The sequence below is a fragment of the Fischerella major NIES-592 genome, assembly GCF_001904645.1.
Lineage (GTDB): Bacteria > Cyanobacteriota > Cyanobacteriia > Cyanobacteriales > Nostocaceae > Fischerella > Fischerella thermalis.
Genome location: NZ_MRCA01000008.1, coordinates 73104 through 90205 on the forward strand (window position 1 = coordinate 73104; position 17102 = coordinate 90205).

The 17102-nt window shown below is 38.8% G+C and carries 23 protein-coding genes; 17 read left to right on the top strand and 6 right to left on the bottom strand.

Going from position 1 to position 17102, the window contains the following annotated elements; translation table 11 throughout:
• The 9 genes from nifX (at nucleotide 1) to NIES592_RS15510 (ending at nucleotide 5063) form a co-directional block, all read left to right on the top strand.
• A complete protein-coding gene (gene nifX / locus NIES592_RS15470; protein WP_062246914.1) occupies nucleotides 1–417 on the top strand; it encodes a nitrogen fixation protein NifX in 417 nt (138 codons plus the stop codon).
• Nucleotides 414–890 carry a NifX-associated nitrogen fixation protein gene (locus tag NIES592_RS15475; RefSeq protein ID WP_062246916.1) on the top strand — a complete coding sequence of 159 codons (477 nt, stop codon included), beginning with the start codon at nucleotides 414–416 and terminating at the stop codon, nucleotides 888–890. The genes nifX and NIES592_RS15475 overlap by 4 nt, the downstream gene beginning before the upstream one ends.
• An 83-nt stretch (nucleotides 891–973) precedes the next feature.
• Nucleotides 974–1177 carry a CCE_0567 family metalloprotein gene (locus tag NIES592_RS15480; RefSeq protein WP_062246919.1) on the top strand — a complete coding sequence of 68 codons (204 nt, stop codon included), beginning with the start codon at nucleotides 974–976 and terminating at the stop codon, nucleotides 1175–1177.
• Nucleotides 1174–1491, top strand: coding sequence for a nitrogenase-stabilizing/protective protein NifW (gene nifW, locus NIES592_RS15485; protein ID WP_009459207.1), 318 nt, complete (start codon nucleotides 1174–1176; stop codon nucleotides 1489–1491). The genes NIES592_RS15480 and nifW overlap by 4 nt, the downstream gene beginning before the upstream one ends.
• 10 nt (nucleotides 1492–1501) lie before the next feature.
• A complete protein-coding gene (locus NIES592_RS15490; RefSeq protein ID WP_009459206.1) occupies nucleotides 1502–2290 on the top strand; it encodes a HesA/MoeB/ThiF family protein in 789 nt (262 codons plus the stop codon).
• 99 nt (nucleotides 2291–2389) lie between these two features.
• Nucleotides 2390–2761: a HesB/IscA family protein gene (locus tag NIES592_RS15495; protein ID WP_009459205.1), complete on the top strand. Its 372-nt coding sequence runs from the start codon at nucleotides 2390–2392 to the stop codon at nucleotides 2759–2761.
• A gap of 122 nt (nucleotides 2762–2883) precedes the next feature.
• Nucleotides 2884–3183: a 2Fe-2S iron-sulfur cluster-binding protein gene (locus tag NIES592_RS15500; protein WP_009459204.1), complete on the top strand. Its 300-nt coding sequence runs from the start codon at nucleotides 2884–2886 to the stop codon at nucleotides 3181–3183.
• A gap of 417 nt (nucleotides 3184–3600) precedes the next feature.
• Entirely contained in the window at nucleotides 3601–3852 is a 252-nt protein-coding gene (locus NIES592_RS15505) for a FeoA family protein (protein WP_062246924.1), read from the top strand.
• Between the two features lie 263 nt (nucleotides 3853–4115).
• On the top strand, nucleotides 4116–5063 hold the full coding sequence (locus NIES592_RS15510) for a heme o synthase (protein WP_073556217.1): 948 nt from the start codon (nucleotides 4116–4118) through the stop codon (nucleotides 5061–5063).
• A 56-nt stretch (nucleotides 5064–5119) separates the two neighbouring features.
• On the opposite strand, the gene NIES592_RS15515 is transcribed toward NIES592_RS15510, so the two are convergent.
• On the bottom strand, nucleotides 5120–5329 hold the full coding sequence (locus tag NIES592_RS15515; protein ID WP_009459201.1) for a TOBE domain-containing protein: 210 nt from the start codon (nucleotides 5327–5329) through the stop codon (nucleotides 5120–5122).
• 833 nt (nucleotides 5330–6162) lie between these two features.
• Here NIES592_RS15515 and NIES592_RS15520 point away from each other — a divergent pair.
• Nucleotides 6163–6759 (top strand): CBS domain-containing protein, encoded by a 597-nt coding sequence (locus tag NIES592_RS15520; protein ID WP_073556218.1) that lies wholly within the window; start codon nucleotides 6163–6165, stop codon nucleotides 6757–6759.
• A 750-nt stretch (nucleotides 6760–7509) separates the two neighbouring features.
• Complete coding sequence (locus NIES592_RS15525) at nucleotides 7510–7878, top strand: hypothetical protein (protein ID WP_062246928.1); 369 nt, start codon at nucleotides 7510–7512, stop codon at nucleotides 7876–7878.
• 53 nt (nucleotides 7879–7931) lie between these two features.
• Here NIES592_RS15525 and NIES592_RS15530 read toward each other — a convergent pair whose 3' ends face one another.
• Entirely contained in the window at nucleotides 7932–8408 is a 477-nt protein-coding gene (locus NIES592_RS15530; RefSeq protein WP_073556219.1) for a hydrogenase maturation protease, read from the bottom strand.
• A gap of 524 nt (nucleotides 8409–8932) precedes the next feature.
• On the opposite strand from NIES592_RS15530, the gene NIES592_RS15535 reads away from it, so the two are divergent.
• From NIES592_RS15535 to NIES592_RS15555, 5 genes are all read left to right on the top strand, one after another.
• Nucleotides 8933–9433, top strand: coding sequence for a DUF2231 domain-containing protein (locus NIES592_RS15535; RefSeq protein ID WP_062246933.1), 501 nt, complete (start codon nucleotides 8933–8935; stop codon nucleotides 9431–9433).
• Nucleotides 9430–10038 (top strand): DUF2231 domain-containing protein, encoded by a 609-nt coding sequence (locus tag NIES592_RS15540; RefSeq protein WP_073556220.1) that lies wholly within the window; start codon nucleotides 9430–9432, stop codon nucleotides 10036–10038. The genes NIES592_RS15535 and NIES592_RS15540 overlap by 4 nt, the downstream gene beginning before the upstream one ends.
• A 140-nt stretch (nucleotides 10039–10178) precedes the next feature.
• Nucleotides 10179–11087, top strand: a complete 909-nt coding sequence (locus tag NIES592_RS15545; protein WP_062250571.1) for a cytochrome c oxidase subunit II — start codon at nucleotides 10179–10181, stop codon at nucleotides 11085–11087.
• 14 nt (nucleotides 11088–11101) lie between these two features.
• Nucleotides 11102–12805, top strand: coding sequence for a cytochrome c oxidase subunit I (ctaD, locus tag NIES592_RS15550; protein ID WP_062246935.1), 1704 nt, complete (start codon nucleotides 11102–11104; stop codon nucleotides 12803–12805).
• A 103-nt stretch (nucleotides 12806–12908) separates the two neighbouring features.
• Nucleotides 12909–13511, top strand: coding sequence for a cytochrome c oxidase subunit 3 (locus NIES592_RS15555; protein ID WP_062246937.1), 603 nt, complete (start codon nucleotides 12909–12911; stop codon nucleotides 13509–13511).
• 668 nt (nucleotides 13512–14179) lie between these two features.
• Here the strand turns inward: NIES592_RS15555 and dps are convergent.
• The gene (gene dps, locus NIES592_RS15560; protein ID WP_073556221.1) at nucleotides 14180–14743 is read right to left on the bottom strand and encodes a DNA starvation/stationary phase protection protein Dps; all 564 of its coding nucleotides are present in this window, start codon (nucleotides 14741–14743) and stop codon (nucleotides 14180–14182) included.
• A gap of 200 nt (nucleotides 14744–14943) precedes the next feature.
• Between dps and NIES592_RS15565 the strand changes: the two genes are divergently transcribed.
• Complete coding sequence (locus NIES592_RS15565; protein ID WP_073556222.1) at nucleotides 14944–15348, top strand: thiol-disulfide oxidoreductase DCC family protein; 405 nt, start codon at nucleotides 14944–14946, stop codon at nucleotides 15346–15348.
• A 57-nt stretch (nucleotides 15349–15405) separates the two neighbouring features.
• On the opposite strand, the gene NIES592_RS15570 is transcribed toward NIES592_RS15565, so the two are convergent.
• From NIES592_RS15570 to NIES592_RS15580, 3 genes are all read right to left on the bottom strand, one after another.
• Nucleotides 15406–15867: a hypothetical protein gene (locus NIES592_RS15570; protein WP_062246942.1), complete on the bottom strand. Its 462-nt coding sequence runs from the start codon at nucleotides 15865–15867 to the stop codon at nucleotides 15406–15408.
• An 85-nt stretch (nucleotides 15868–15952) separates the two neighbouring features.
• A complete protein-coding gene (locus NIES592_RS15575; protein ID WP_062246944.1) occupies nucleotides 15953–16435 on the bottom strand; it encodes a HugZ family pyridoxamine 5'-phosphate oxidase in 483 nt (160 codons plus the stop codon).
• A gap of 155 nt (nucleotides 16436–16590) precedes the next feature.
• Nucleotides 16591–17037, bottom strand: a complete 447-nt coding sequence (locus NIES592_RS15580) for a DUF3574 domain-containing protein (protein ID WP_073556223.1) — start codon at nucleotides 17035–17037, stop codon at nucleotides 16591–16593.
• Between the last annotated feature and the right edge of the window lie 65 nt (nucleotides 17038–17102).

Consider the following 17102-nt stretch of genomic DNA (forward strand, 5'->3'; position numbering starts at 1 on the left):
ATGAAAATAGCCTTCACAACTAGTGATCAAGTTCATGTCAATGCTCATTTTGGTTGGGCAAAGATGATTGATGTTTATGAAGTTTCCAAAGATGGTTATCAATTTGTAGAAACTATCAAATTTAATGGAAACCTCAAAGAAGATGGTAACGAGGATAAACTTGTTCCTAAACTCAATGCATTAAAAGAATGCACAATTGTGTATGTTGCAGCAATTGGTAGTAGTGCTGCTGCCAAATTACTGAAAACAGGTGTCACTCCAATTAAAGCACGCTCAGAGCAAGATGAAATTGCTGATACGCTCAACAAATTAGTTGAAACTCTCAAAGGTAGTCCACCACCTTGGTTACGCAAAGCTTTGCAGCAAAAAAATCTGAATTTTGATGAATTGGAACTGGAAGAAGAAACAACTGTATGAGTACAACTAATAGTGTCAACGGAACCGCCCAAAATCAAGTTATAAATTCGCCTTTTTTGCAAGCGATCGTCCAACAAATTCGTGGTCAAGATAGTTACGGTGTGTACCGCAATTGGTCGGATGAATTAATTCTTAAACCCTTTATAGTTAGCAAACAAAAGAAACGCGAAATTTCTGTGGAGGGTGAAGTTGATCCAGTAACAATTGGGCGAATTATGGCATTTTATCGCGCTGTCGCTGCCTGCATTGAAAAAGAAACAGGTTTGTTATCTCAAGTTGTAGTTGATTTAAGTCATGAAGGTTTTGGCTGGGCGCTAGTTTTTTCTGGTCGTTTGTTGTTGGCAGTTAAAACCTTAAGAGATGCTCATCGTTTCGGTTTTGAATCGCTGGAAAAAGTAGCAGAAGAAGGAGAAAAACTAGTTCAAAAAGGTGTGGAATTAGCTCAAAGATTTCCCGAAGTGGGAAGGTTATGAATAGTCATTAGTTATTGGTCATTAGTCATTGATAAAAGAAAATAACGAATGACAAATGATAAAGGACAAAGGACAAATGACAAATGACGAAAATTGAAGAATTAAAAACTCAAATCAAACGCCTCAACAGTAAAGCAGGTCAAATGAAAATGGATCTGCATGATTTGGCAGAGGGGCTACCAACAGATTATCAAAAAATCATGGATGTAGCTGCTGCAACTTATGAAATTTATCGCCAGATGGATGAACTAAAACAACAACTAAAAATTATGGAGCAAAAGCAATGAGCGAAGATTGGAGTAAATTCCAAAAGCTCACACAAGCAGAGGAATATTTTGATTTTTTTGGTTTACCTTATGACCAAAAAGTTGTAAGTGTAAATCGCCTACATATTTTGAAAAAATTCTCTCAATCTATTCAAGAAATTGATGAGAATTATACTGACTTGAGTGTAGAAGAGAGATTAAATAAATATTGTGAGGCTTTGCAAAAAGCTTATCAGGTTTTTCTGGAATCCACACCTCAAGAACAAAAGCTGTTCAAAGTATTTAAACAGAAGCCTAAAAATGTAGTCACGCTGACAGAAATCACTTCTGATTAGGAGGTAAAAAGTGATAGACCTAACACCTACCGAGTTAGAACGTTACCGTCGCCAAATGATGCTCCCAAATTTTGGCGAAGTAGCGCAGAAGCGTCTCAAGTCAGCAACTGTTCTGGTGACGGGTGTGGGAGGATTAGGTGGTACAGCAGCGCTTTACCTAGCAGTAGCAGGCGTTGGTCGGTTGATCCTAGTCCGGGGTGGTGACTTGCGACTAGATGATATGAATCGTCAAATTTTGATGACGCACGATTGGGTTGGTCAGCCAAGAGTTTTCAAGGCAAAGGAAACTCTCGAAGCCATCAATCCTGATGTCAAGGTGGAAGCGGTTCATGAATATATTAATCAGGAGAATGTAGACTCCTTGGTGCAATCTGCTGATATGGCACTAGACTGCGCCCATAATTTTACGGAACGCGATTTGCTAAATGCAGCTTGTGTACGTTGGCGTAAGCCAATGGTAGAAGCAGCAATGGACGGGATGGAGGCTTACCTGACTACGATTATTCCTGGTGTGACACCTTGTTTATCTTGCCTATTTCCAGAAAAACCAGACTGGGATAGACGTGGGTTTGCAGTTTTAGGTGCTGTATCGGGTACTCTTGCTTGTTTGACGGCTTTGGAAGCAATCAAGCTGATCACTGGTTATAGTCAACCTTTGTTATCGCAACTACTGACGATGGATTTGACCCGCATGGAATTTGCTAAGCGCCGTTCTTATCGCGATCGCTGCTGTCCAGTATGCGGTAACGATGCACCTTGGAGATACTTGCAATCAAAATCCACAGTCATTAGTCATTAGTAAATTGTTGTTTGTTGTTTGTTCTTTGTTGTTTGGAACAACTAACAATCAACTACCAACTACCAACAAACAACTAATTTTTAAAAGTCAGGAGGTCTAATGACTGTTACTTTGACAGAAAAAGCAGAATTTCGTCTACGGGCATTTTTAGCAGGTTCTGCTCCTGATGCCAATGGCGCTACAAAAGGTATCCGCATATCTGTTAAAGATGGTGGTTGCAGTGGTTATGAATATGCAATGGATGTCACTAGTCAACCAAAACCAGACGATCTAGTTATCCAACAAGGTAAAGTAATCCTTTACGTTGATGCTAAAAGCGCGCCATTACTTGAAGGAATCGTCATCGATTTTATCGACGGTGTAATGGAAGGTGGCTTCAAATTTATCAACCCCAATGCAACAGAAACTTGCGGTTGTGGCAAATCATTTAAAACGAGTGATTGCTCATCAGCAGGTGTACCTTGCAGCTAATTAATAAATGTTGCTTGTTCTTTGTTGCTTGTTGTACCCTGCGGGAAGCCGCTACGCGTCTATGGAACGAACAACTATCAACTAACAACTAACAATCAAGTTTTTTTGAGGAGAACACAAAAATGGCTACCTACCAAGTAAGATTAATCAACAAAAAAGAAGACCTTGACGCCACAATTGAAGTTGATGAAGATACTACTATCTTAGATGCAGCAGAAGAAAATGGTATTGAATTACCCTTCTCTTGCCACTCTGGTTCTTGCTCTAGCTGTGTTGGTAAGGTAGTTGAAGGCGAAGTAGATCAATCTGAGCAAATCTTTTTAGATGATGAGCAGATTTCTAAAGGATTCGCATTACTTTGCGTTACCTATCCCCGTTCTAATTGCACAATTAAAACACATCAAGAACCTTATCTTGTTTAAACCTCTCATTTTTTTCTCCCTTTTATTTTTCTTTCCTTAGCTATTCTTGAGGTCATAGCTATTACACAGCTATGACTTCTTTATTAATGAAGAATAAGGATTTTATACTGACTGAAGTGAGTAGTTTATAACAACTATTTTTCAAATATTGTTCCTAATTATAGGATAACGTAATTTTATAGATTTTGGTTTATTCTTTAGTTTTATTTTACAACTAACTTAAATATCTAGTGAGGACTTACGCAAAAACACTCTGAAAGCCTGTTTCCTTTGCGTTCTTTGCGTCCTTTGCGGTTCATTTTACCGTGACCACTGCGTAACTCCTACTAGTATTTTAACCCTACTAACCACTAACCAATTTAGAGACATGCCATGGCACGTCTCTACAACAATCAACAACCAACCACTAACTACTAAATGTTTAACGGTTTCAATGTCACTGGTTCTTCATTAGAATTACTGAAAATAGGAGAGCAAGGAATTATTCAATTCTGTAACACTCAGGACGAAAAGATTCTAAATCAAGTGATATCTTTAGGTCTAACTCCAGGAACATACTTTACTGTAGAACAGGAATTTCCTAATGTTGTGATCAACCTCAGGCAAGGAAGAATAAAGATTAGTAAGGAAATTGCTCGTAACATTTATGTCCGAATTGTGAATAGGTAATTATATGTTTGTTATGAATTAGGTTATTGGTTGATTTTTAATTATTTTTAGAATATTTAGATATTGCACCTCAATTTGAGTATGCCTGGAACTAAAGTTCCACGCTTATAGCTAAAGTCCGTTGTAACGGACTGAAAAATATGTAGATATGCCTTCTACTATATTTTCAAGACAATCAATCACGGGAAAATCTCCACAAGCAAATATGGAAATATAACTTTTCCTACACCCTTACACCCCACGTCCCATTTAATAGTAAAAATATGACAGGGAATACCGTCACGCGCCACTATCACAACTTTTTACAAGTCGTTCATAGTTACTATCAATTAACAAAACCTCGAATTATTCCTTTGCTATTGATTACGACAGTTGCTAGTATGTCGATCGCATCTGAGGGGAAATTAGATCCAATATTGCTACTGGTAACTTTGGCTGGTGGTACTTTTGCTGCTGCTAGCGCTCAAACTTTTAATTGCGTCTACGATCGCGATATTGATTATGAAATGGAACGCACGCGCCATCGTCCTTTACCTTCTGGTCGTGTCCAACCTAATCATGCTTTAATATTTGCGATCGCTTTAGCTTGTATTTCTTTTACATTGCTGACAGTCTTTGTAAATTTGCTCAGTGCTTTACTAGCAATGTCGGGGATTTTATTTTATGTAGGCGTCTACACTCATTTACTCAAACGTCACACACGGCTGAACATTGTTATTGGTGGTGCAGCTGGGGCTGTTCCCATGTTGGTGGGTTGGGCAGCAGTCACTGGTACACTGAGTTGGACAGCGTGGTTATTATTTGCGATCGTTTTTTTATGGACACCTCCCCATTTTTGGGCGCTAGCCTTGATGATTAGCGAAGATTATGCCAAGGTAGGTGTACCCATGCTGCCTGTGGTTACTGATAATATCACAGCCGCCCGGCAAATTTGGGTATATACTTTAATGCTTGTCCCTGCTACATTTTTGTTGATCGATCCTCTACAAGCAGTAGGTACTGTCTATGGCTGTATAGCCTTTATTATGGGAGCTATTTTTTTTAAAAAAGCCTGGGCGCTTTTGCAAGATTCACAGAATAAACAATCAGCGCGATCGCTTTTTCTTTACTCTATTCTTTACATGATGTTGTTGTGTGCTGCTATGGTAGTTGATAGTTTATCAATTACCCAAAATTTTACTCAAGCAATGATGAAATTAGTTAATGGTTAGTAGTTAATGGTTAGTGGTTAATATTCTCTACTAACTACTAACTACTAACTATTTTTTTAATCAACAGCAACCATCACATCTGTTGCTTTTACAACTGCATAAGCTTCTTTACCTTCAGCTAGCTGCAAACTATCTGCTGAAGCTTTTGTAATAATAGCAGTTACCTCTACTCCAGGTGCTAATTCTAATGTCACTTCGGTGTTTACAGATCCTGGCACGACTTTTTTCACAGTAGCTTTTAGGGTATTACGAGCGCTGATTTTCATCTTTTTGCATCTTCGGTTATTTTCTTAACTTATGTTATCTATTTAAGAAAATTAGTATGTATTTCTTTAGATTTTTTTCAGAAGCTAGTTTTTTATACTTATTTAACTCCTAGACAAGTTATTACTTTTGCTCAAATTTACTTTTATCAAGCATATTATCCTATGTTAATGTGACTGTAAACCTTTGGTTATTCAGTAGCTGTTATGCCAATTAGCAAAATTTTGCAAAATTCAATATTGCGATGTTTATACTGAAGGTTACAATGACATAGAATATCAATAATGGAACAATTTTAATCATCTATTATTGACAATAAACATATCTAAATATCATTTAAATCAAGCATGACTACTTACTATGAAAATGGCAGTATCTATCTGAAATTTAGTTTTTATTAATGTTCTATTAACTAATATTAGTGCAAAGTTTTATAACTAATCTCTTGCTTTATTTTGTTATCAATATAAGATATGAATGTAGGATAAATTGTTTCCTAAAAATCTAAATATTCAGTAGTAAAAAGTAATTACACTTTCTAAATTAATGATTTTCTAAACTTTGACTAAATTCTCAATCTAGAGAAATCAAAATATATTTCAGATAATTAATGATGGGCGAAGGCGTAAATCTTATTCTAAAAAAGTCAAAGTAATTTAGAAATCATAAAACAAAGATTGACTAAATTTAGTAGTAATCACTTTTTGCAGCAGTGATTTTCAGGAATTGCAATTTAACCTAATTATTTAGACAAGGCGTGTATCTTCGACGCTCACGCAGCTAGGAAAGAATCACAGAATAAATTTCCTTGCATAAAGGAAAAGGAGCATAAATTATGAGAGCCAAGCATATTATGACTCAAGATGTAGCTACTATTCGTGGTTCGGCTACTGTAGCAGAAGCAGTCAAACTCATGAGGCTTAAAGAATTACGGGCGTTGATTGTAGAACCTCGAAATGACGCAGATGCATACGGTATTGTGACTGAGACAGATATTGTATCTAAGGTGGTTGCTTATGGAAAAGATCCCAAAAAGGTACACGTCTACGAAATCATGAGTAAGCCTTGCATCGTCGTCAATCCCGATCTTGATGTAGAATACGTAGCACGACTATTTGCTAATACGGGTGTTTGGCGTGCGCCTGTCATTCAAGGTGAATTACTTGGCATTATTTCTGTTACCGACATTATTACCAAAGGTGACTTCCTGGAAAAACCCAAATTAGCTTTCTTGCAAAAAGAACTCCAAAAAGCCATATCAAATGCTCGCTCAATTTCCAGTAACTACGGCGCGGATTCCAAAAAAGCTGTAGAAGCTTGGGATTTTGTAGACGAACTCGAAGCAGAAGCATGTTTTTATGGCGCACCCAAGCCAGAAAAACCAGCCAGACAACTATTCTCTAATGGATGTCATCAAGTGAGCGTAGGTTAATAAATAGAAACTATGTAGCTATTATGAGGTGCGTTAACGCGGTGTAACGCACCCTAAAACTAAAAATTTAAGATTTACTTTATTAATAAGCTTTTAGTGTAATTATCTTTGAAAAATTTTCTCAAAGCTATTTTTATAAATTAATAGTCAGTTTTTATAAGCAAAAGGCTCTTGATTGAGCCTATTAAGGTGTAGTTTTCAACAATAGATAGTGTAGCAGTTTGCTTTTATGATTTAGAACTTGAGAATTATTTTCTAACATAGATATAAAAATCCATTGATATTAACTTGGAGATCATTATTTTACCCAGCAATAGTATCAATGGATTCTTTTTTTTAATTATTTGTGTTTATTATAAATCTAGCTGGAACTATAAAAGCCTGAAGTATTGCTTTGTAGATAGAAAACATCAATAATCTATGTAAACTTGCTGCTTCAGCCTTAATCTAGACAGAAACCTAAAATAAATTTTAATTTTAACGTCAGTACAACGAACCTCTCCCTTCGCTCTCCTACTCCTAAAACATAGGAATGGAGTAGTTAAAATTAGGTTTGTTAGTCTCTATCAGTCCATGAAAAAGGTTTAACGAGAGGTAAATCTATACCCTTAAAACTCACGTTAATTTTAATATATTTACTCTTGCCATCTAGAATGACTGGAGGTTTTAATGTAACCGTTGAGAGTAATAAAAACTGTAATCTCAACCATTGTGAGTGTAAATTCTATATAGTCATTAAGAGAGAAGGAGATGAATAAGGAATTTTTACCAAAGGATGATTTTCACCCTCTTCAGCTAACTTCAGCAGACATTATATTGCGCCAACAACTAGAAAGTTCTATTAGTAGTTATTTTTTTAATGCTTGCGATCGCACTATTCAAAACTTATTATCTAGTTGTCGCTGGTACATTCTTAGTCATGCCAATGCTTTGACTTTAGTAGTCGAATGTCCAGATCAAATTACTAACTGGCGTGTTCTGCAAAAAATCGTGCCAATGGCAGCAATTTTAGGCGACATTATCAGTAGCGCCAAAATTCGCATTTGTCCACCGAAAAAAGAGGGAATGCCTTTTGAGATGAGAGTAGATGAGTTATCGGTTTATCGGGATATGGCGTAGTGGTTCTTAGTTGTTTGTTGATCGATAGACACTAACTACTAACCACTAACCCCCTATTCAATCATTGCTTTAATTTCTGCAAAAACCAAGTCGGCAGAATCTTTAACAGCAGGACTCAACTCCCAACCAAAATCAAGATTCGCCGCTTCAATTAAATAAACTATCACCTCTTGAGCAAAATCATTCTGAAAGATTTTTCTGCCTGCGGCTAAAGCATTATCCCAACGAAAATCATGCAAATTATAACTTGCTTCTGGCAGGGCCTCTAGTTCTTTTCCTGGAACTTTAAATACAGCGCCCGGTTCGGAACCTGTTGTACTTGCATCAATAATAATTAGCTGTTTACAACCTCTTGCTTGAAACATCACTTCCATCCCAGCAGTACCACAATCATAAACTTGCACATGAGGATGGGGATGTTCAGCAAGATATTGCTGTAGGCGTTGAGCGACTATGACACCCACAGCATCATCACTGCGGTTAACATTTCCGCAACCAATAATAGTTATGTGTCGTTTGTCATTTGTCATTTGTTTTTCGTAAAGTTAGTGGGGTGCATTAGGCTAAATAAATCTAATGCATTATCTTTTCCAAAACTCTTTCAGCATATTGTTTTAATTCACATCAGGTGGAAATTACGAAAATAGAAAAATTACCTGATGTTTTTATTTACAAACATAAATGAATTAGTATTATACCATTATTTTTAATAAAAATTACTGAAAAATACTTTTATTAACTCGCAAAATTTTTATATTAATGCATTATTAATAATAGTTCATTATTCACATTTAGCAATTACAATTCTGATTAAAAAATACATTTTTTAGCTTTGTTTAAGAATATTATAGTTGTATGCTAATTATTAAGTTTTGATTCTAAAATTTAAACTAAATTCATCCTATTCTACAACCAAGCTAACTCTTAATTAACCAGATTTCGCCGCACAGAAATTATAACCAAATTGGTTAGGTATGAATGCTGGTAATGATATTTTGAAATGCCAATCTTGGAACTTGAGCTTATATGCAGCAGATATACCCAGGAGAATTTTATGCTTGAGTATCTAACGCGTTTGAACGACCACAATCTACCCTATCCAGATACGATTCATCCAATTGTTGTTCACTTTGTCATAGCAATGGTGTTGTTTGCCTTCTGCTGTGATGTGATAGGTTATTTTAGCCGCAATTCCCGGCTATTCGAGGTCAGCTGGTGGAACATGTGTCTTGCTACCGTCGCCATCTTTGTGGCGATCATTTTTGGTCAGTTTGAAGCAGGTTTGGCAAAGCCTTATCACCTAGCAAAGTCAGTACTGAATATGCATACTCTGATTGGCTGGTCACTTTCAGGAATTATTGCTGCAATTACAGCTTGGCGTTATGTAATTCGTACGCGCAACCCCCAGAAATTACCCATTGGATATTTAGGAGTAGGACTACTACTAGTCACCATCGTTGGTATGCAAGTATATCTGGGAGATCAACTTGTTTGGGTGTATGGACTGCACACAGTACCAGTAGTTGAAGCAGTAAAGGATGGTATTTTGCGATGAACACAGAACTGATTGATCAATTGGGGGCTAAGCTAGGCGCAAACGGACTACCTTACACCATTCCTATTCATCCCAACTTAGTTCATCTGACCTTGGGTCTGTTCATCATTGGGATTCTCTTTGATATTGTCGGTGTATTTTTCCCCCTACATAAATTCGTCTACAAATATTTGGCATTACCAGTCGAACGCGCGAACTTCTTTGATGTTGGCTGGTATAACATGCTGGCTTCAGCCATTATCACTTTTTTTACAGTAGCAGCAGGCTTTTACGAAATCATGCTTGCAGAAGCACCAGTGGATGTTAAAAGTGCCTGGGGTATGCAAGCGATGGAAACAATGCTGTGGCATGGTGTGGGTGGTGTTTTACTCTTAGCGCTAATCGTTGGTATGACTGTTTGGCGCGGATTCCAGCGCTTTATTTTGCGCAAAGACGAAGATAGACAAGTGCAGCTGAGTTATCTCGCTGTCGGAATGGCAATCATGTTTGTGATGTATATCCACGGTACTTTGGGAGCGCAAATGGCTGCGGAATTCGGCATACACAACACCGCCGATCAATTGCTCAGAGTCGGTCAAGACCTCAACGCAATTATAAAAGGTTAGTGGTTAGGGGCGAAGCATTTGTATGAGTATCTTTGTTAAAAACTATAGATCTTCGTACAAATGCTTCGCCTGTACAGTGGTTAGTAGTCAAGCAGCCACCAACCAACCATCAACAACTAACAACAAACTGTTGTATTGCTATGAAAATCCAGAAATTACTAAAAATACTGACCTTTGTAACGAGTGCGATCGCACTGACTACTACCAGTCTCTGGATTGGGAAACAAGCTTACTCCTGGCTTCCTCCCCAAGCGGCTGCGGAATCGCGACTAGTTGATGATTTGATTAGCTTCTTGGTAACACTCGGAGCATTTATCTTCCTGGGTGTCACCGGAACTCTGATGTATTCCGTAATTTTCCATCGAGCGAAAAAAGGTGAAATTGGTGATGGCCCACCAATTGAAGGAAATATTACCCTCGAAGTCGTCTGGACAGCCATCCCGATTATGCTGGTGCTGTGGATTGCTGGTTACAGCTACCAAATCTACGAACAAATGGGGATTCAAGGCCCAAATGAACACGTCCACTTCCATATGCCGATGGGGATGGAATCAGCTTATGCAGCACCAAAAGACGCATCTGTTAATGTCACCACTGCACCTGTAGAAAAAATCGACGTTCTTGCTAAACAATGGGCTTGGGTCTTCCACTATCCAGAAAAGAATGTCACCAGTAGCGAACTGCACCTACCTGCTAATAAAAGAGTGCGTTTAGCATTACAATCTGAAGACGTTCTACATGGCTTATACGTACCAGCTTTTCGCCTCAAACAAGACATAGTTCCCAACCAAACCATAGACTTTGAATTCACTCCCATCCGGCTGGGTAAATATCAACTCACTGATTCTCAATACAGTGGTACGTATTTTGCAACCATGCAAGCCGATGTTGTAGTTGAATCACCAGAAGATTACCAGCAGTGGCTGACCAAAGCTGCAACCCGCAAACCTTCTCCAGCCAAAAACCAAGCAGTTTCTGAATACGCTCAAGCAGATGGCTGGACAACCGTCGCCCCTGCTGCACCTCCTCTAGTTAATTATCCTGGCTAAAAGGAAACAAAGCGATGACCAACATTACCATCGAAAGTATGGGTATCGCAGGTGAACAAACCCATCACCCCAGTCCCGATAACTGGAAACGATACTTCAGCTTTAGCACCGATCACAAGGTCATTGGTATTCAGTACCTTGTTACCTCATTTATCTTTTTCCTAGTTGGCGGTATCTTTGCAATGATACTGCGGGGAGAACTCATCACCCCGGAATCAGATTTGATTGACCGCACCATGTACAACGGTATGTTTACCATGCATGGTACAGTCATGCTGTTCCTGTGGACATTTCCATCCCTAGTTGGTATAGCTAACTACCTTGTACCTCTAATGATTGGGGCGCGGGATATGGCATTTCCTCGCCTCAACGCTGCCGCTTTTTGGATGGTTCCAGTTGTGGGAATTCTATTGATGGCTAGCTTTTTTGTCCCTGGTGGCCCAGCTCAAGCCGGCTGGTGGTCTTACCCACCCGTCAGTCTCCAGAATCCCACAGGTAACTTAATTAACGGACAAGTCATCTGGTTGTTGGCAGTAGCCATCTCTGGTGTGTCTTCGATTATGGGAGCAGTCAACTTTGTTACTACGATTGTGAAGATGCGCGCACCAGGCATGACCTTCTTTAGAATGCCCCTATTCGTTTGGGCTGTATTCAGCGCTCAAATTATCCAACTTTTTGGACTCCCAGCTTTGACAGCAGGTGCAGTCATGCTGTTACTTGACCTCACCGTTGGTACTGGCTTTTTTAACCCAGCCAATGGTGGAAATCCAGTCATGTTCCAGCACTACTTCTGGTTCTACTCCCACCCTGCTGTGTATGTGATTATTTTGCCCATCTTTGGGATTTTCTCAGAGATATTCCCGGTTTATGCTCGTAAACCCTTATTTGGTTACAAAGTAGTCGCCGTTTCCTCAATCTTAATTGCCGTAGTCAGTGCGATCGTCTGGGTACACCACATGTATGTCAGTGGTACTCCTGGTTGGATGCGGATGCTTTTCATGCTGACAACCATGTTTGTCTCTGTACCTACTGGTATTAAAGTATTTGCTTGGGTAGCAACAATTTGGGGCGGTAAACTGCGCCTCACTACACCCATGTTGTTTGCTTTGGGTGGATTGGTGTTGTTTGTCTTCGCCGGAATTACAGGGATCATGCTTTCCTCTGTCCCTGTAGATGTCCACGTCAACAATACCTACTTTGTCGTTGGTCACTTCCACTATGTCCTTTACGGGACAGTAACTATGGGGATGTATGCAGCCATCTACCACTGGTTCCCCAAGATGACAGGCAAAATGTACTACGAAGGCTTGGGTAAGTTGCATTTTTGGTTAGCCCTCATTGGTACTAACCTCAACTTCTTCCCCATGCACCCCTTAGGATTACAAGGGATGTTGCGTAGAGTGGCTTCCTACACTCCAGAGTATGAGTTATGGAATATTGTTGCTAGTGTTGGTGCATTTATGCTAGGTATGTCTACTCTACCTTTTATTCTGAATATGATTAGTGCTTGGATAGGTGGCGAACCAGCATCGGCTAATCCTTGGCAAGCTATTGGATTAGAATGGGAAGTTTCTTCTCCACCACCTGTAGAAAATTTTGCAGAGATTCCTGTGGTTGTAAGTGAGCCTTATGGATATGGAAAATCAGAACCGTTAGTTGCTCAAACTCATAGGCATAACTATCTGTCTACTAACTCTACTTTGACGAGTGTAGACTGATCAATCTTCGCGTTCTTTGCGCCTTCGTGGTTCAAAAATAATTATTAAACCGCGAAGACGTGAAGGACACGAAGGTAAAAAATTTTAAAGGAGAATTTCAGGAATGGATGGTTATATGATTTCAGAGGAGTTGCATCTGCATCACGCAGAGCATACTCACGATGAAGAAGGCAATAAAATGTTTGGCTTCGTCGTGTTTTTGCTATCTGAAAGTGTTATTTTTCTCAGTTTTTTTGCCGGATATATTATTTATAAACTCACAACTCCTAATTGGTTACCATCTGGAGTTGATGGGTTGGAAGTGGTAGCCCCTGCTGTTAATACGGTGGTTTTGGTTGCTAGTAGTTTTGTGATTTATTTGGCAGAACGTGCGCTGCAACGTCATAATTTGTGGAGATATCGCTTGTTTTTGTTGGTAACGATGGCGATGGGAACTTACTTTTTGATTGGACAGGCGATTGAGTGGAGAGGTTTGGAGTTTGGTTTTACTTCTGGCGCGTTTGGTGGAATGTTCTACTTGCTTACTGGTTTCCACGGTTTGCATGTTCTCACAGGTATTCTCTTACAGTTGATTATTTTGGTGCGTTCTTTTATTCCAGGTAATTTTGAGTCTGGTCATTTTGGTGTGAATGCAACTTCACTTTTCTGGCACTTTGTTGATGTGATTTGGATTGTGTTGTTTGTGCTTCTCTATATTTGGCAGTAGATGTAGATTGTCAGAAAGTTAATGTTTTATAGCTGATATTGAGATCACCTCAAAATCAAAATCAACTATGAACCGTCTTGAGGATAGTTATACTCTCAAGCGGTTTATTTCAGTTTTGCTTTAAGTGCGATCGCTCCATACACAACTTTACATAAAGCTGGTCGGTTGTGCCATAATATGATTGCTCATCACCTATGGTTTTCTCCAATTAGAGACCAAGGTTCACTTAATTCATGCACAGCATTTGCGGCGATCGCTTTTTGATAATTAGCAAGCTACGGTGATTTACATGAATAATTGAAACTTTGCAAACTGTTATTTTGCTAAAAATTCATCTGTTTACATATATTTCACCAGAGGTTAAATTGCTTTTAATCAAATATCAATAAAGCAAGCATGAATTGATGATTTATTTTCCCCTGGTTTTTACCTATTTCAATATTAGAGTATATGTCTTCAAAATGAAAAGTAGATACTTAAAAGTAAGGAAGTTACCAAAAAGTTATTATTCTCACATTAAATTACAATCAAATATTAAAGTATAAAAAAGGGTACGTTGTATTGAGCATAACGTACCTAAAAAATTTGTTCTTTGTTGATTTTTGGCAATTATTTACTACATATGCCACATAACTACTTACTACTAACTAATAACTACATTGTCTTAATTATTTAGCAGCAACTTTTTCTTTGGTTTTAGCAGTTGTAGTACCATTTTCTGATTTTACTTCTGCTGGTTGCAAATGAGCTTCTAAGAACCACAGTCGCTTGTCAATAGTGCGAGATACTTCGGTGTAAAGATCGGCTGTATCTGCATCACCTAAATCATCAGTTATGTTGATCGCTTGTCTGATGTGTTTAGCATAAGGTGCAAAGCGCTCTGTCAATGCGGTAACATGCTGCATACCATCCAAAATATCAACTGGATATTCTGGCAAAATTGAATTAGCTGCTGCCATCCGGGCTGTACCACAAGCATAACCACCTAAAGCGGTGATTCTTTCTGCAAACATGTCAACATACTCTTCTAACTCATCTGCAATTTCATCAAATAATTCATGCAGTTGGTAGAAGTCGGTTCCTTTGACGTTCCAGTGCGCCTGTTTTGTCTGAGTTTTCAAATCTGTTGTTGCGGCTAAAGTTTGATTGAGAAGTTCAACAATTTTGACGCGTGCATCAGCAGGCAGGTCAATGCGGCTGGGGTAAAGACGTGATGAAAGCTTATCTGCCATAGTTCTAACTCTCTTTGTTCTGGTTCTGTTGTTTTTGAACGACAAGACAAGTCTACAGATTGTACCCTGCCGTACGAAACTCTCTGGCGATAGATAGTATTTTTCTTTTGTGGATATACAATGAGCTAGAGTTGATGGTTGTTTGTTGGTGGTTAGTGGTTTATTAGTAACTAATGACCAATGACCAACGACCAATAACTATGAACTACTACGTAATCTACGATGGAAATTGCAATCTTTGCGTTACCTTGGTGCAACTACTGGAAAATCTAGACCAGGGAAACCAATTTCGCTACATCCCTATGCAAGATCAGCAAACTCTTCAACAATGGGGAATTACACCCCAAGATTGTGAGTTGGGTATGATTTTGATTAATGCTAATGCGCCAGAACAACGTTGGCAAGGTAGTGCTGCTGCTGAAGAAATTGGCGGTATATTACCATTTGGTAGTATTTTTGTGCATGCGTATCGGGCCTTACCAGGGGTGAAATGGGCAGGCGATCGCATTTACGAACAAATCCGCGACAATCGTTATACTCTGTTTGGTAAGCGTCCTAGTACATATCAATCAGTATATTGTGCTGAAAATAATTGCAAATTTTGAAGTGAGTTATCAGAGGGAACAGAGAACATGGAACTGTTATCTGTTCCCTGTTTCCTGTTAACGTTTAGAACGCTGTTGTTGATAATAGCTAACTACCTGCTGTACATACTTACCAGTAAAACCACTGTTGCAGCCTGTGTAATTACCAGTCATCCACCAACAAGCAGCCCCACGTACAGCACCAATTTCATTATTTTTGTTAGCTGCATACTGAGTATTTAACTCACGCCGTACAATACACGAAACAACTTGACGGGCTAATTGGGGACTATTTTCAAATTGTGTTGGTGTCACTTCTTTTTTCAAACAATATCTAGACCAACCTTTGAGGGTTTCTGGTTTGACTTGCCAGTCGCTGTAGTAGCCATCGTTGGCTTTACCTGTATTGGGTGCAGCTAGTCGTAATGCTTCTACCATCGCCGCAACTTGGGCATCAGATACCTGGTTTTGCGTCTGCGCTAAAACTGGCAATGGTAAAATTCCTAAGCTAGCAATGACTCCCCACAGTAGAAATCGCATGTTTCTCCTCATCAATCCATCTGTTTTTGCAATGTAACAAATTATGACTTCTTTATATGACGAGTTCCCTGTTCCCTGTTCCCTGTTAACGACCTTTTAGTTTGTTCAGGTCATCACCACTAATAAAGTAAGCCGCACCAAAACCAATTACAAAGCGTCCCTCTTTGGGAGTGAGCTTAAACATGCGAAAATCTTGTAAGCCGCTCAATACTTCCATAATTTCACCAAAACGAGCGTGAAAATTATTCATGATTTCCCGCCACTTATCGGAATCACGCTCAATCAAAGCTGCTGTACACTCAAAAGTTAGACGACGACGGGCAAAAATTTGCTCTGTCTTATCCTCGTCCTCAATCAGCATCACACTAGCATGAGGATTAACAACTAAGTTTTGGGTGTGAGTTGACAGACCACTGATATAGATATAGATATTCTTAAACTCATCAATTACAAAGGGAGCATAGCTAGCATTCGGGATTCCTTGCACGTCAGATGTAGCAATGATCGCACTTTGAAACGTTTGAATAAAAGCTTCATATTCCGTCTGGGCTTGTTCTAGACTGTTCATAAAACAATAAGGGATAAACTAATTAGCTTCCCCCTCATGTTGCCATTTCCTTTGCTTCCACTTCAATTGACATATAGCAAAACTCTGCGCCCCTTTGCGCCCTCCTTTGCGATCCTCTGCGTTTCCAAAACACTACAATTTTACCCAACCCGTACCTAAAAAGATACTTTAACACTACTAGTGACGCGTAGAACAGATTCTTGTTGAAATGTCTTTTTATAACTTGCTATTATCTCTTCAATCTTCTGATTTTGAGTTTGGCTATTTTCATAAATCAGAATAACTAGTTTGGTTTTTTCCCTGGTTAGTTTGCCATAACTGTCTAAATACTGTCCATAGACATCCATCACAGTTAGTCCATCAGGAAGCCGAGGTGTAATCACACGGTTCAAAAATAGCTGCCATTCAACCTCAGATACTGTCTTTCCTCCTGGTTTAGATAAACCAAAGTACAACTCATCTTTAATCAGAATCTTTGTACTTGCATGAGAAATAGAAGTTTGAGAGGATTGAGCGGGAACAGGAGTACTTGTATAGATAGGACTGATAAAAAGCAAGCCTGTAATAATTAAACTGTTTAAACTTTTTTGCAAAGTAATCATAATGTAGTATTGATATCACTAAGGTATAGCTTCACATTTTGATAGTCATGTTCCGATTTTTTAGA